The sequence below is a fragment of the Pandoraea sputorum genome, from assembly GCF_000814845.2.
GTDB lineage: Bacteria > Pseudomonadota > Gammaproteobacteria > Burkholderiales > Burkholderiaceae > Pandoraea > Pandoraea sputorum.
Genome location: NZ_CP010431.2, coordinates 72,838 through 86,994, shown reverse-complemented (window position 1 = coordinate 86,994; position 14,157 = coordinate 72,838). Strand labels below are relative to the sequence as shown.

The following is a 14,157-nucleotide window of genomic DNA, read 5'->3' as shown; positions in this document are numbered from 1 at the left end:
GACGCTCTTCAGGGAATCTCCCATCCTGGCCCCATATCCTCCCGATCCGGGAGTACGCAGGAATCATCGGAAGGCAGATCGTTCGCTACGTCCCAATGCTCGACGATCCTGACGTTCTTTTCACGTGCACGGCAAAGCTTCTCCTCCAGACTGCCCATAACAATGCCCGAGGTATTGTCAAACCCTTTGAAGAAGGTCACCTTATAGCCGTCTTCCGCCGCCGCAAGCGCATCGCTCAACGGGCGCACGCCATCCCCGATCGCCAGCAGTTCTCCCCCACGATTTTCTCTTCCGATTTTGATAGCGAGATTCCACACCCTTTCGTCACTTCCAGGCACACGGGGAGACCGGGTGTTGCTATTCTCAACGTACAAAAAGTGGTCGCAATCCATCGTGCGCCCAAACTTCTTATCGCCGTATTCCATGATGCCTAACGTCGGGATGCTGTGCTTGGCCGCGGCTTCATAGGCAATGCCGATTCCGCGTCTCAATCCCTCCGAAACGAACAGGACATTGTTCCCGTGGATCGATCTGACCCGATTCAATGCCATGCTGATTGCACGGCATGCCTTCGATGGGTCCGAATATTCGACATCATCGTAGCCGGAAACCACGACGACATACTTCGACCCGATATATCCGCGCAACTGTGCTTCGAAAGACATGTCGTTTGCGCGGGGACTTTTATTTGTCGGCGCTGCGACTTCCGGGGTAGCCATCGATGAGCTCCCAGCTCCAATTCCATGCGTATTCATAATATTGCACTCCTAAACGTAAGGGAAAGAAACTCACCAACGACGGTTCAGTGGGTCGGCGTGCGGCAAACGCGGAAAATGGAAGCACGTGGAGCCGCACGGCCATCTGCCTTTCTGTTGGAAGACGCCAGGACGGGCAGGGCGATTCAACGCGCTGCACGGTAAAAGCGTAGGTGAGAATCCGGCGATCCCTTTGCAGGATTCGCTCAATGTGCCATGGGCTTGCGAACAGCACACCGCATCGCGATCCCCCTCACTGTCGACTCCGCGCAACGCTCAACGGCGGACGTCGTTTCGATCCGAAATCCTCCCGCCGTATGTTCCATGCGGCTTTCGCGCTAATATCGATTCAATTTATCGATATATAAAAAATCAAAATTATATTTATACAAGACCCTTCCCTATAGTTCGGTCCGAATCGCGCCAACTCTCGCAAGCGCGCGGACTTAGACCTTAGAGAAGCACACCTCATGAAGACCACGATTCTGGCCCGTCTGGGCTTTGCCGCCGCCATCGGCGTCGCCGCCACCGCCGCACACGCACAAAGCAACGTCACGATTTACGGCCTGATTTCGGGCGGCGTGGGATACGTGAGTAATCAGGGCGGCAGCAAGAATTGGCAGGCACTCTCGGGCACCAACCAGAATCCGCGCTGGGGCTTCCGTGGCTCGGAAGACCTCGGTAACGGCACCAAGGCCATCTTCACGCTCGAAGCTGGCTTCAGCATCGTGAACGGCACGGGTGCACAGAACGGTCGTGCGTTCGGTCGTCAGTCGTTCGTCGGCCTCTCGGACAAGACGTGGGGCACGTTCACGCTCGGTCGTCAGTACGACACCATTCACGATTACGTCGGCCCGATCATCATTTCGAGCAATGGCGTGAACATCGGCGACAACGACAACGGATACAACGACATCCGTATGCAGAACTCGGTGAAGTGGGTCAGCCCGACAGTTGGCGGCTTCCACGGAACGGCGCAGTATGGTTTCTCGAACTCGGCCACGGGCTTCCGCAACAACAACGCCTACAGCTTCGGCCTCGGCTACAAGTACGGCGACTTCGACTGGAACGCCGCGTACGCTCAGTACAACAACCCGTTCAGCGGCACCAACAACGACGGCGCCATCGCTAACGATTACGCCAGCCCGCTGCTGATCTTCTCGAAGAGCGCCACACCGGCGAACGTCTTCGCGAAGCAGCAGCGCATCTTCGCCACGGGCGGCTTCTACCGCTGGGGCCCGGCACTCATCGGCGCCATGTTCTCGGACGTGCACTACACGTACATCGACAACTCGCACCTGCATCTCCAGAACTACAACCTGACGCTGAACTACAACGTCACCCCGGCACTGGTGCTGGGCGCGGCGTACGGCTTTACGTCCGGCAAGTACGATGTGATCAATACGCGTCCGCAGTGGCATCAGGTCAACCTGCAAGCCGACTACTGGCTGTCCAAGCGCACGGACGTCGCACTCACGCTCAACGCACAGCAAGCCGCTGGCGACGCCAAGTACGCACAGCTCTTCGGCTACGCCGCGTCGAGCACCAAGCGTCAGATGGCCGTGACGCTGGGCATGCGTCACACGTTCTAATTCAAGCGAGTCCGACAACATGACGACAACGACCGAACTGACCGATACGACGACCGACGGCCGCCAGCACAGCCGCCGTAGCTTCCTGCGCACGTCGCTGGCTGCGTCGATGGCCACCGTCGGTGCATCGATGGCCGGTAGCGCCTTCGCGCAAATGACGAAGACCGAAGGCGCGTCGCCGCTCACGGCGGAAGGCTCGCCACGTCGTACGGTGATCATCGACTGCGATCCGGGTCAGGACGACGCCGTCGCGATCCTGATGGCGTTGGGTGCCAGCGACCAGATCGACCTCAAGGCGCTGACCGTCGTAGGCGGCAACGTGCCGCTGAGCCTGACCGAGCGCAACGCGCGCATTGTGCGCGACTGGGCCGATAAGACCAAAACGCTGCCGGTGTACGCCGGTTGCCCGAAGCCGCTCATGCGCGAACTGGTGACGGTGGCGAACGTGATGGGCCGCTCGGGTCTCGAAGGCGCGCCGTTGCATGACCCGCGTGCGCCGCTCGCACCGCAGCATGCCGTCACGTATCTGATCGACACGCTGCGTGCGGCGGCACCGGGCAGCATCACGCTCGTCGCCATCGGCCCGCTCACCAACATCGCCACGGCGCTGACGGCCGCGCCCGAAGGCGCGAAGGCCATCCGTGAAATCGTGTTGATGGGGGGTGCGTGGTTCGAGCGCGGCAACTATACCCCGGCCGCCGAATTCAACATCTTCGTCGACCCGGAAGCTGCGAGCATCGTGCTCGGCGCAGGCGTGCCCGTGACCATCGTGCCGCGCGACGTCAGCCTGAAGACGCTGATTACGCCGCAGCGCGTTGCCCCGTTCCATGCGCTGAAGAATCGCTGCGGCCCGATCGTTGGCGACATCTTCAACGCCGCACTGGCGTATCAGAAGCGCCGCCGTGGCGTGGACGAAGCCCCGATGTACGACCCGTGCACCATCGGCTATCTGATCGACCCGACGATGTATGGCGGCCGTCGCGTGAACGTGGCCGTGGAGACGACGGGCCAGCTCACGCTGGGTGAGACGGTGGTGGACTGGAACGGCCGCACGAAGCGTCCGGTGAACGCCCTGTGGCTCACCGATATCGATGCCGACCGCTTCTACGCCACGCTGCTTGAACGCATTGCGCGTCTGCCGTAATCGCGCGGCAACGCAGGACGGCGGTATAAGCCAGCGAACACGGCGGCCCATCGAAAAGATCGGCCGCCGTGTTCGCACGTATGGACCGACGATGAACGCGCGTGAAGCGCCGTCGATTCATGTCGCCAGATGTTGCGCGATCCAGTCGCGGCACGCACTCACCTGCGGGCCGCGCTCCTTGCCGACGAGCGACATCAGCGCGACGGTGCGCGTCACACGCGGGGCGATGACGTCGAGCGCTACGAGCGCAGGGTCATGCAGGTGCAAGGTGTAAAGCTTGGGCAATATCGCCAGCGCGAGACCGCTTCGCACGAGCGCATAAAGCGGCTCGGTGTACTCCATGCGGTACTTCGGTTCGAGCCGCAGATTTTGCGACCCGCCCGTGCGTTGCAAGGAATCGCTGACGTTGCCGCGCACGAACACGGCCAGGTCGCGCTCGGTGAGTTGCGACCAGCTGACGGACTCGGCAGACGCGAGCGCGTCGTCACGACGCGCCACCAGCACGATCTCGTCGTCGAACAGATCGTCGCAGCGAAAGCCCTCGGTGTTGGCCGCATGACCGGCCTCGTCGGCTTCGTCGCGAATGCCGACACCAAGGTCGATCTCGCCTCGGGCGAGGGCCGCGACCAGTTCGCTGTTCGGCAGATCGGACAGGGCGAAGCGCACGTTGGGATGGGTGTCCCGCAAGCTGCCGAGTACGGGCAACAGGCGGGCAGCCACCGACGGAATGAAACCGATGCGCACCGTCTGCGCCTGCAGCGTGAAGGTGCTCGTCATGTCGTCGAACGTACCGCGTGCGGCGTTGAGCAGACGCTCCGCCAGCGGCAGGATGGTGGTGCCCGCATCGGTCAGCGTCAGACGATGGGCCGAGCGCTCGAAGAGACGTCCGCCAAGCAGGAACTCGATCTGGCGGATGGCGGCCGTGAGCGCCGGTTGCGTGACGGAGAGCGCCTGCGCTGCCTGCGTGAAGCTGCGCGAGTGAGCGAGGGCGACGAAGTACTGCACCTGTCGCAGCGTCAGCGCAGGCAGTGGCGGGACCTGCGGCGTGGTGGCGGAAGAAGCGGTAGACGAAGCGGTAGACGAAGCCGTGGACGCGACCGGCGCTTTGGACGCGGGCGTCTCGCCCGCACGGCTTGCAGTGTTTTCGTTACGACGGGACGAAGTCGCCATGGCGCGCTCCAGAGGTGCCAGCAGTGTGTCGGACACAACAGTTTTGCGACGTCGGCCCGCCAAGGTCGCGCCGGGGAAGCCTCGGAATCCGCCAGCGTCGCGAAGAATAGATTCGAATTATCGAATCATAAGTAATTTCATTTTTTATTTATAGTCGCACGCACGTAAAGTGCCACGCAAAGACCTTCTATTCTTGGCTTATGCAGACCTCTTCTCCTGAGCACAACGAGCGCGTAGCGCCGGCCGGGCACGGCCAATCCCATACGGTCACCGCCCAGGGCGGCTGGCTTGAGCGCCGTTTCGCCATCGGCAAACGCGGCTCGAGCGTACGCACCGAAGTGCTCGCCGGCATCACTACGTTTTTGGCGGCAGCCTATCTGCTCGTCGTGATTCCCTCGCTGCTCGCCACGGGTGGCATGGATCGCGGCGCGGCGACCACGTCGGTCATGCTGGTGTTCGTGCTGTTCTCGTTGCTGATGGGTTTCTATGCGAACCTGCCGTTCGTCGTCGGCCCCGGCATCGGCGGCTCGGTCATCGTGGGTGTCACGCTCGCGGCCACCGAACACGTCGCCTGGCAGACGGGCATCGCCATCGCGTTCCTCTCCGGCCTGCTGTTCCTGCTGCTGACGGTGATCGGAGCACGCAGCGTCGTGGCGCGGTTGATTCCGACGGCCATCAAGCTGGGCCTCGGCGCATCCATCGGACTGTTCATTGCGGTGCTGGGCGTGCGCAACGCGGGTATGGTCATCGCCAATGCCAAGACGAATGCGTTCGCGCTGGGCGACTTCAGCAAGCCGGGCACCATCGTCGCGCTGATCGGCCTGGGCGTCGCCGTGTTGCTGCAAGGCCGCAAGGTGCCAGGCGCGATCCTCTGGTCGATTCTGATCGCCGCACTCGCCGGTGTCCCGCTCGGCGTGACCAAAGTGCCCGAGTCGTTCATCTCGCTGCCGCACAGCATTGCGCCGGTGGCGTTCCAGCTCGATTTGAAAAGCGCGCTGACGATCTCCGCACTGCCGTATCTGTTCGCCTTCTTCGCGGCGGAATTCTTCTCGACGCTGGGCACCACGCTCGCCGTCGGCGGCAAAGCCGGTTTGCTCGACGAACACGGCAACATGGAGAACATCAACCGTCCGTTCCTCGTCGATTCGATTGCCGCGACGGGCGGTGCGCTGCTGGGCATTCCCGCACTGACGGCACTGGTCGAATCGGCCGCTGGTGTGGAAGCGGGCGGGCGCACGGGTCTCACGTCGATTGCTGCTGCCGTGATGTTCGCGCTGGTGTGCTTCTTCGTGCCGGTGGCGCTGGCCATTCCGAAGGAAGCCACGGCACCCGCGCTGATTCTCATCGGTCTGTCGATGTTCAGCACCATCCGCCATGTGCCGTTCGACGACTTCAGCGACGCATTCCCCGTGCTCGCCATGGTGCTGCTCACGCTGCTCTCGAACAGCTTCGGCACGGGCATCGCTGGCGGCCTGCTGTGTTACGTGCTGGTCAAGGCACTGATGGGCCGATTCAAGGAATTGCCATGGGGCCTGTACGTGCTGGCGCTGCCGCTGGCGTATTACTTCTGGACGGTCGTGGGGCGTCACTGACCGACCTGGCGGCGAACGACACGCGTCGCGCCGCCCCCCCATGCCGATGACTTCACCAAGACAAGACGTTATGACAGAGACACCGGGCCAAGTGCCCGCCGCACGCACCGGCGTGCAGATTCAGCAAGCGCATCGCACGTTCTTTCATGCGATGCCGAAGGTGGAATTGCATTGCCATTTGCTCGGCGCAGTGCGTCACGACACGTTCGTGGCGCTCGCCGAAAAGTCGAACGCGCCGCTCGATCGCGCCGAGATCGACGGCTTTTACACGCGCGGTGAAAAGCCCGTGGGCGTGCTGCGCGTGTTGCGCGCGCTCGACGAACATCTCCTGACCTCGCCGGACGATCTGCACCGCATCGCCTACGAATATCTGGCGGACGCCGCCGCGTACAACGTGCGCTACAGCGAGTTCTTCTGGAACCCGACGGGCACCGTGCGCACGTCCGGCATTCCCTACGCGAAGGCGCAAGACGCCATCGTCGCCGCCATTCGTGACGCGGAACGCGATCACGGCATCGTCGGCCGTCTGATTCCCAGCATCGACCGCGAGGCCGACCCGAGCGAAGCCGTCGAGATGGTCGAATGGATGCGCACGCATCGCGCCGACGAAGTCATCGGCATCGGCATCGACTATCGCGAGAACGACCGTCCGCCCGAACTGTTCTGGAAGGCGTATCGCAATGCGCGCCTCGCTGGCTTCAAGACGACGGCGCATGCGGGCGAATTCGGCATGCCGTGGACGAACGTCGAAACCGCTGTCGAGCTGCTCAAGTGCGACCGCATCGACCACGGCTACACCATCGTCGACGCGCCGGACTTCGCACGCGAATGCGCCGAGCGCGGCATCGTCTTCACGGTCGTGCCGACGAATTCGTACTACCTGCGCACGCTCACGCCGGAGCGCTGGGCCAAGGATCACCCGATCCGACGCATGCCCGGCCTCGGTCTGAAGATTCACCCGAATACCGACGACCCGACCCTGCACAAGGTCAACCCCGCGCAAGCCTGGGAGCTGATGTTCAGCCACTTCGGCTTCTCGCTCGGCGACCTGCGCGAGTTCATGCACAACGGTCTGGACGGCGCGTGGATCGACGACAGCACACGACGCGAGTGGCACCGCAGCTTTGCCGTGGACTTCGATGTCGCGCGCAGTGCACTGACTCGGTCGTTGGCGGGCTGACACCGCCGCGACAGCGCTTTTCCTTGGTCTGACCCGACCTTCAGCCGCCTTCGGGCGGCTTTTTTTTGCCTGACGATTTCCGGGCGACCCGCTTCACGCTAAAAAATTTCAATTCAAATCACGTGAATCTGTCAGTCGGGAAATATCAGATTCATTTGACATGATTCACCCCAAATCCGCGCACTTGTCTATTCGAAGTGACAGTAAGTCTTTAACATGCGCTCCGGTTACCACATCGACCGGACAACCGCATCATGCAACACCCATTCCGCGCGCTGCCACACGGCACGGAACGCACTGACAGCTCCCTGCCACATTCGCCACTCCCGGTCATGCCGCAGCGTCGGCTGAACGAAATACTCGACGTCATTTCGCAGCGCTTCGGCCTGCATGGCCTTCGGGCACAAGCGCTTCCGGGTGCAGGCATCACGCTCGAGAACGGCGACGCACTCTATTTCCGCGCCGACGATTCGGTCGATACGTTCAACGTTTATTTCCGTGTCGACGTACCCCCCGCGATGCTGGACCACCCTCATCTAATTCATCTGATTTCGGAAAACTGTTTTTCTGACATCGCCCGCCCACCGATGATTTTTATTGAAGCGACGGAGGGCATTTTATTGCTCGGATTCTCGGGCATCGACTATGAACACATTCATAAAGATGTGGAAGGACAAATCAACGGACTTTTCTCCGAGTACCGAAAGCTGGTTAAATTTCTGAGAAACGAGGTTAATTAATTCATCATGTTGACAGTTCAGTCCAACATTGCGCGCGTACGATCCGCAGGCAACCTCCTGGAAATGGCGCTTGGCGCGCAGTTTCTGCGCCGCGCACGCGTCGCCAGCGAATTTGACAATCGCACACTGGAGCGGCACGTACAAATGGCGCCCGAGCAACCCATGCCCGCCCTGAAGATGAACTTCGGTCTGGATACGCGCACCGGTTCGACCGACTCTTTGGATTCGCTGCCCGACAGCAAGGCGTTCGACGACTTTCGGCGCCGCGACGCAGGGCGCAATCTCTTCGATTGCGCGCCTTACTACACAAAGGCCTCGGCACGCGTGGAGTTCGAGCGCAAGCTTGGGCAGGCGCTGTGCGACGCCCCGGAGATTCGCGACATCGCGCGGCGCATCCGTGAGCTGACCGGTGCCCCGATGCGGTTCGAGGACTTCGACGCCAAAGCGCAAGCGAAGATCATCAGCGAGCAGGTCGGGATCGGGGGCGCAGACGAATGTCTGAACTCACGCGACACGCTCGATGCCCATGTGTTCGCCACACTGATCAAGGCCGAAGCCGAGCATTTCAACGATCCTCACGCACCGGACGCGAAGCGTCGCCGCAACATGTTCAACGCCGCGCCGCATCCCGAGAATCCCATGCATCCGTGGAATCTTCGCGAGTTCGATGTACCGATCGCCGAGATCAAATCGCCGGTCCAGTTGCCCGACCGAATTCGCGACGTCATGCAATCGCGTTGGGAGACGCTGCGACACAATCCGGAAGGCGAAGGCGCATTCCTCGCGGTGCTCGACCATGCCGGTGTGGGTCGTGTGATTCGCGAAGACGGCCCCGCTGCAGGTAAGGACGTCGTGAGCTATATGTTCCGTTGCGATCCGGACGAGCGCCGCCGTCTGCTGCATGACGTGCTCAACATCACATGGAGCACAGCGGAGTACACCAACGACGAAGACAACGGCCGATGGATGAACCCGATTGGCGCGCATGTACGTCAGCATCGCACCGGTGACCGCTCGAACATGGTCAGGACGTCGGACCGCAACGATCCGGCGATCGTCAACTTCGCGCTCGGGGCCATCGTGCACGACAAGCCGGTCATCTCAGGTCCCAGTGGCCACACGCTGCGCTATCTGAATCACTATGCACAGTGTCGTGAGATGGCCGCTTACTCGGGCGATGTGTCTGACTGGCCGTCGCTCGCCGAAGCGCGCATGGTGATGATGGCGAACCTCATGCCACCGAAGAATCATCACTCGTATCACGAGATCATGTCCGCATCGATCGGCGTTTCGGACGGCACGGAGATGCTCAACTACCGCGAAAGGGCGACGTATGCGGACCTGAACGATACGGCGCTCGGTGCCCGGCTACTGTCGAAGTTGAAAGACGAAGCGCGTCGGATGCCTGTCGACGCGCAGGTGCACGGGTAACCGGACGCATCGAAGCAGCGGGCGGCGAGCGCGACGTCAACCGTCATCACGACTCGTCGCCCGAGCTTTCGCTCTCCGTGTCGAGCGAGTAATCGAGCACGACCGGTTGATCGTAGGCGCGCAGCGATTGCGGCGCGTCGACGAAGCGATCCGAGATGGCTTGCGCGCGATTGGCCGCGACTTCTCGTGTCGACGCCAGTGTGGATTGCGCGATATGTTGCACTTCGTTCGCAAACGCCATCCCGATGCGCTGGCTACTCCGGTGAAGCACGAACTTGCCGTTCGCCGGATCGAACAGCCCCCCCTGTGTGCGACTCTGCGCTTCGACTTCGGCACATGCCGCACAGGGCACGAAGCGCCCGGCCATCGGTACGGCGATCAACGCGTCGTCCGGCAAGCCAAGCCGCGAGGTTGCCTCGCGATGCCATTCCCCGACATGCCGGGCGATAGCCGACTCGATGCACTGCTCCGCGTGCATCGTCTGCGTGACGCCGTCCGGTAATACGGCGAGCTTCGGCGTGTTGTCTTGCATCGGCGTGTGCACGACCAGATCGCGGAACGTCGGTTTGGCGCTCGCAGCGTCTTGCAGCACCCGGCGCAGGGTGTCGAATGCATCGTCGAGCTGACGCAACACGCTGTCTACCGGCAATGCCTGCGCCGATGGCCGCCCAATGCCTGCCATCACTTCGGCACGCGCCGCAGCGTGCATGCCCTGCAGCCCGTGCCCGCCGACATAGTGGCGTCGCAACCTGGCGATATGGCGCACGCGTCGGGACATGACCATGGCGTCCCAATTGCGTATGTCCTCACGTGCCTGACGCCGTGGCGCCCCCATCATCAGACTGTCGTCCGTCAGCGCAAGATGCAGCGCTTCGGGAATGCGCCCGGCATGGAAATTCGACGCAATGTGCATGCGTCCACCGAACACGCTCACCTGCACTTCCAGCGGATTGATATCGAAGCGCGCGCGCATCGTCATGTTGACGGCGATGGCGACATGCCGCAGCGACCGTGTGACGCGGTCGAAGCCGAGATAGCGCTTGGGGGCGGGCGGATCGATGGGACGGCGTGCAATGCGCGACACATCGGTCTGGGTAAGGAAGTAGTAGCGGGCGGCATTGTCCGGCTCGTCCGGCACGCTCGACGTGGGCGGCGCACAGTGGGACGCAACCCCACGCGCGATGAGTGCGTCGAGCGCCGAGGCCTCGTATTCGGGCATCGCCTGCGCGTTGCGAAGCGTGCGGGCGAGCGCGGCGGCGGCGTCGGCTGCCCCGGTCGTCTCATGGATCGGTTCGGGACGAAACGCCGCGTCCTGCGAGGTTCGCAAGGGATTTGTGGTGGGCATGGTTCGGGGAGATCCGGGAAGGGGTTGTGTCGGACGCTAGCGACGTCAGCCGCCGAGCGGTGCGTGGCTCGCCGCTACCGGGCGCGTTTTCGATGATCTCTTGCCACGCGTCGGAAGCCGTTGGGCGGATTCTACGGATGCCCATTTGCGCCGCTTCTGTATTTGATATCGCAGTTGTCGCGTGACGTCCGCAACCAGCGGGCACACGCTGCATCGCATACCCGTTGCGCCCTTTCCCAATCGCCATGAAAAAAGCCGCCGACCTGATGCTGGTCGGCGGCTTCGCATCGCTTGGGGGCGATGCGTGGGTGCTGCTGTACTGCAGTACTCCAGGGACGCTCAGATTACGAACGGCTGTCCTGTGCGAACACGTTGCGGTCGCTCAGTTGTGCGCGGACGTCGGCGCGGGTCAGCGCTGCGGCGGCCGGGGCGACGTTTTGCGTTTGGGCAGCGGCCACCAGCGGTGCGCCGGTTTCGCTTTGCAGCAGTTGACCGTTTGCGGCGGCCTGGACCAGTTCGGCGCGAACTTCTGCGCGGCTGACCTGGCTTTGCGTCGCGGCGGCGACGTCGGGCGTGTTGTCGTTGTAACGAGCGTCTGCGAAAGCCGAGGCGGAAACGAACGAAGCGGCGGCAACAACGGCAGCAAGGATACGAGTGTTCATGGTGAGACTCCTGTCAATTTGGTTGAATACTTCGGGTTCAGCTAGCGTTCGGGGCATCATCAGCGTCGAGGCCGGGGGGCACTTCGTTTTGCTGCGTTGCGGTGTCCGTCGCGTTGGCATGAGTGAATCTTAGGGAAAACCCGTGGTTTTTTCGCAACTGAACGTCTACGAAATGCAACCGATCGTCCGATTCGAAAAAACTATTGAAAATCAACCGCTTAATGCCGTTGAACAGGATATGCGAGGGGATTTCGGCACGTTTTCGAGCCGTTTTCGACCGGCATGCCGCTGTGCGCAACAGGGTCTTTAGCGCGATGGGGTTTATCGCGAAGTGCGTCAGCAGTAGAGTGACAACATGATGAAGTCAGCCGACATCGTGGCTCGCAGGGTGCGCCGCACCGCGGACGATGCCGGTCAGTACAGGAGCATTACCATGGCTGCCCTCGGTTCTTTCCTTTTGCTGGCGAGCGCTTCGCTGCTCACCGCGTCGTATCTTCGCAGCCGTGCCACCCGTTCGCGCCGTCAACAGGAAGTGCGCGTAACGCGTCGCTAATAGACAGTTGACCGGTCCGTCGGGCGTCGATTGCATGGCGGCCCGAACGTATCGGCTTAAATGACGGTCGATTATTTCATTTTCAGCAATGCGTCCTTATCCAGGACCGCGTTTTTCTCCTTGTGCCGCGCGCGTAGATTGGCGGCAATGACGGCGCCCATGGTGGACGTCTCGCCAGACAGGAGAAATGAAAATGAAACACGCTCTGTTCGCATCGACCCTTGCCGCCGCCCTGCTGAGCGCAGGCGTCATGACCAGCGCGAGCGCTGCCGAAAACACGCAGCCGCCCGCCCAGCCGCAACAAGTTCAACAGCAAGCTCAGGCACAGACGCAGGTGCAGGCTCAACCGGGCGCAGTCGCTGCGCAAGCCGGTTCGGTCGTCTCGCCGGTGTATGAAGTGCCGGGTCGCGTGAACCGCGCCGGTTCGATCTACTTCGGTCAGTAATCCGCGCAGCGCAAAAAAACGGCAAGCCGGGGAGCCATCCACCGGCCTGCCGTGCTCCCGCAGTGCGGGATGCTTCCCCCAAGGCTTGACCCTCTCCTCTCACTCTCGTCTCAATAAGTCCGTTTCATCGCCTTCGCGCACGCCGCAGACAGGCATCCCACCGCCAGCACGTACACCGCAATCCACCACGGCTTGTGTCCGCCGTATTCGAGCAGCGTCGCGGCAATCAAGGGCGTGATCGAACTCGAAACGATGCCTGAGACCTGGTAGACGACCGAGATGCCGGTATAGCGCACGCGCGTGTCGAACAGTTCGCAGAACAGCGACGCCTCCGGGCCGTACACGAACGCGTACACCACGCCCAGCGGCACGATCACAGCAAGCGACACCCACCAGACGTTCGACGAGAAATGCATCACCGCGAGCGCGGGAATCGACGACACGCCACACGCCAGCGCCCCCCATGCGAACACGCGACGTCGCCCGACGCGGTCCGACAACTTCGACGCGTAGGGAATCGTCACGACCAGCACGAGCGCAGCGAGGGTGACGGCCAGCAAAATCGGCGTCTTGGGAAAATGCAGCGTGCCGACGAGATACGAAATCGCGAACACGGCGTAGACGTTGAACACCACGCCGTCGATATACCGCGCGCCCCAGCCGAGCAGCACGTTGCGACGATAGTCGCGCACGATCTCGGAGAGCGGCACGTGCGCCACATGCTGACTGTCCTTGATACGTGCGAATTCAGGCGTCTCCAACACCCGCAATCGAATGAACATGCCCACGGCGACGAGCACCAGACTCAGCATGAACGCGAGACGCCATCCCCACGACATGAATTGCGCGTCGGTCAGCGTCGACGAGAGCAGGGCGACGACGCCCGTCGACAGACATAACCCCACCGCTAATCCGATCTGCGGATACGCCGCGAACTGACCGCGCTTGTCGCGTGGCGCGTATTCGAACGCCATGAGCACCGCGCCGCCCCATTCGCCACCGAGGCCGATGCCTTGCAGCAGCCGCAGGAACAACAAGATGAGCGGCGCGGCAATGCCGATGCTGTCGTACGTCGGCACGAGCCCGATCAGGAACGTCGACACGCCCATGATGGTGAGGGTGACGATCAGGAGCGGTTTGCGTCCGAGCCGATCCCCGAAATGCCCGAAGAGAATGCCGCCGAGCGGTCTCGTCGCAAATCCCACCGCGTACACGGTGTAGGCGAGCGCCGTGGCGACGAAGGCGTCCCCGCTGGGGAAGAAGAGTTTGTTGAACACGAGACCGGTGATGGTCCCGTAGAGAAAGAAGTCATACCACTCGACGGTCGTGCCGATCAGGCTGGCCAGCGCGACCGTGCGCACCGCTTTTTCGTCGTTGACGGCATCCCGCGTGCCAACGCCGGTGAGAACCTGTTCCATTGCGCCTCCTGTTGATGCGCCGCGCCCCGGCGGCGCGCTGCGACGCACCGGTCTGCGCCGGGCGTCTGTCTCCTGGATGTCTCGGTGCCGCCCGTGCCGGTGACCGGTGGGCGGCTATCGTTTTGATGAT

Annotated in this window: 12 protein-coding genes; 7 read left to right on the top strand and 5 right to left on the bottom strand. The window is 62.2% G+C overall.

What is annotated here, in order from left to right; genetic code table 11:
• Positions 1-8: 8 nt before the first annotated feature.
• Positions 9-719, bottom strand: coding sequence for a hypothetical protein (locus NA29_RS00370; RefSeq protein ID WP_072633158.1), 711 nt, complete (start codon positions 717-719; stop codon positions 9-11).
• 506 nt (positions 720-1,225) lie between these two features.
• Here NA29_RS00370 and NA29_RS00365 point away from each other — a divergent pair.
• Together NA29_RS00365 and NA29_RS00360 are read left to right on the top strand one after the other, a co-directional pair.
• Positions 1,226-2,347 (top strand): porin, encoded by a 1,122-nt coding sequence (locus tag NA29_RS00365; protein ID WP_039394446.1) that lies wholly within the window; start codon positions 1,226-1,228, stop codon positions 2,345-2,347.
• A gap of 19 nt (positions 2,348-2,366) precedes the next feature.
• Complete coding sequence (locus tag NA29_RS00360) at positions 2,367-3,491, top strand: nucleoside hydrolase (protein ID WP_052252413.1); 1,125 nt, start codon at positions 2,367-2,369, stop codon at positions 3,489-3,491.
• Positions 3,492-3,608: 117 nt separating this feature from the next.
• Here NA29_RS00360 and NA29_RS00355 read toward each other — a convergent pair whose 3' ends face one another.
• Positions 3,609-4,661, bottom strand: coding sequence for a LysR family transcriptional regulator (locus NA29_RS00355; RefSeq protein ID WP_084104125.1), 1,053 nt, complete (start codon positions 4,659-4,661; stop codon positions 3,609-3,611).
• Positions 4,662-4,861: 200 nt separating this feature from the next.
• Here NA29_RS00355 and NA29_RS00350 point away from each other — a divergent pair, with 200 nt between their 5' ends.
• From NA29_RS00350 to NA29_RS00335, 4 genes are all read left to right on the top strand, one after another.
• Positions 4,862-6,253 carry an NCS2 family permease gene (locus NA29_RS00350; protein WP_052252412.1) on the top strand — a complete coding sequence of 464 codons (1,392 nt, stop codon included), beginning with the start codon at positions 4,862-4,864 and terminating at the stop codon, positions 6,251-6,253.
• A gap of 70 nt (positions 6,254-6,323) precedes the next feature.
• Positions 6,324-7,433, top strand: a complete 1,110-nt coding sequence (locus NA29_RS00345; protein WP_039394442.1) for an adenosine deaminase family protein — start codon at positions 6,324-6,326, stop codon at positions 7,431-7,433.
• A 254-nt stretch (positions 7,434-7,687) separates the two neighbouring features.
• Positions 7,688-8,173, top strand: coding sequence for a hypothetical protein (locus tag NA29_RS00340; RefSeq protein WP_157127326.1), 486 nt, complete (start codon positions 7,688-7,690; stop codon positions 8,171-8,173).
• A gap of 6 nt (positions 8,174-8,179) precedes the next feature.
• The gene (locus NA29_RS00335) at positions 8,180-9,604 is read left to right on the top strand and encodes a hypothetical protein (RefSeq protein ID WP_052252411.1); all 1,425 of its coding nucleotides are present in this window, start codon (positions 8,180-8,182) and stop codon (positions 9,602-9,604) included.
• A 46-nt stretch (positions 9,605-9,650) separates the two neighbouring features.
• Here the strand turns inward: NA29_RS00335 and NA29_RS00330 are convergent, their stop codons facing one another.
• Together NA29_RS00330 and NA29_RS00325 are read right to left on the bottom strand one after the other, a co-directional pair.
• Complete coding sequence (locus tag NA29_RS00330; protein WP_150777181.1) at positions 9,651-10,949, bottom strand: hypothetical protein; 1,299 nt, start codon at positions 10,947-10,949, stop codon at positions 9,651-9,653.
• Positions 10,950-11,293: 344 nt separating this feature from the next.
• Positions 11,294-11,611, bottom strand: coding sequence for a DUF4148 domain-containing protein (locus tag NA29_RS00325; RefSeq protein ID WP_039394437.1), 318 nt, complete (start codon positions 11,609-11,611; stop codon positions 11,294-11,296).
• Between the two features lie 746 nt (positions 11,612-12,357).
• Between NA29_RS00325 and NA29_RS00315 the strand changes: the two genes are divergently transcribed.
• Positions 12,358-12,609 carry a hypothetical protein gene (locus NA29_RS00315; protein ID WP_039394429.1) on the top strand — a complete coding sequence of 84 codons (252 nt, stop codon included), beginning with the start codon at positions 12,358-12,360 and terminating at the stop codon, positions 12,607-12,609.
• Positions 12,610-12,719: 110 nt separating this feature from the next.
• Here NA29_RS00315 and NA29_RS00310 read toward each other — a convergent pair whose 3' ends face one another.
• A complete protein-coding gene (locus tag NA29_RS00310) occupies positions 12,720-14,027 on the bottom strand; it encodes an MFS transporter (RefSeq protein ID WP_052252409.1) in 1,308 nt (435 codons plus the stop codon).
• Between the last annotated feature and the right edge of the window lie 130 nt (positions 14,028-14,157).

What these genes read in the sequence shown, in the direction of transcription:
- NA29_RS00310 (WP_052252409.1), bottom strand. Translation starts at nt 14,027, where the DNA reads ATGGAACAGGTTCTCACCGGCGTTGGCACGCGGGATGCCGTCAACGAC.
- NA29_RS00315 (WP_039394429.1), top strand. Translation starts at nt 12,358, where the DNA reads ATGAAACACGCTCTGTTCGCATCGACCCTTGCCGCCGCCCTGCTGAGC.
- NA29_RS00330 (WP_150777181.1), bottom strand. Translation starts at nt 10,949, where the DNA reads ATGCCCACCACAAATCCCTTGCGAACCTCGCAGGACGCGGCGTTTCGT.
- NA29_RS00345 (WP_039394442.1), top strand. Translation starts at nt 6,324, where the DNA reads ATGACAGAGACACCGGGCCAAGTGCCCGCCGCACGCACCGGCGTGCAG.
- NA29_RS00350 (WP_052252412.1), top strand. Translation starts at nt 4,862, where the DNA reads ATGCAGACCTCTTCTCCTGAGCACAACGAGCGCGTAGCGCCGGCCGGG.
- NA29_RS00370 (WP_072633158.1), bottom strand. Translation starts at nt 719, where the DNA reads ATGGCTACCCCGGAAGTCGCAGCGCCGACAAATAAAAGTCCCCGCGCA.
- NA29_RS00355 (WP_084104125.1), bottom strand. Translation starts at nt 4,661, where the DNA reads ATGGCGACTTCGTCCCGTCGTAACGAAAACACTGCAAGCCGTGCGGGC.
- NA29_RS00365 (WP_039394446.1), top strand. Translation starts at nt 1,226, where the DNA reads ATGAAGACCACGATTCTGGCCCGTCTGGGCTTTGCCGCCGCCATCGGC.
- NA29_RS00335 (WP_052252411.1), top strand. Translation starts at nt 8,180, where the DNA reads ATGTTGACAGTTCAGTCCAACATTGCGCGCGTACGATCCGCAGGCAAC.
- NA29_RS00360 (WP_052252413.1), top strand. Translation starts at nt 2,367, where the DNA reads ATGACGACAACGACCGAACTGACCGATACGACGACCGACGGCCGCCAG.
- NA29_RS00340 (WP_157127326.1), top strand. Translation starts at nt 7,688, where the DNA reads ATGCAACACCCATTCCGCGCGCTGCCACACGGCACGGAACGCACTGAC.
- NA29_RS00325 (WP_039394437.1), bottom strand. Translation starts at nt 11,611, where the DNA reads ATGAACACTCGTATCCTTGCTGCCGTTGTTGCCGCCGCTTCGTTCGTT.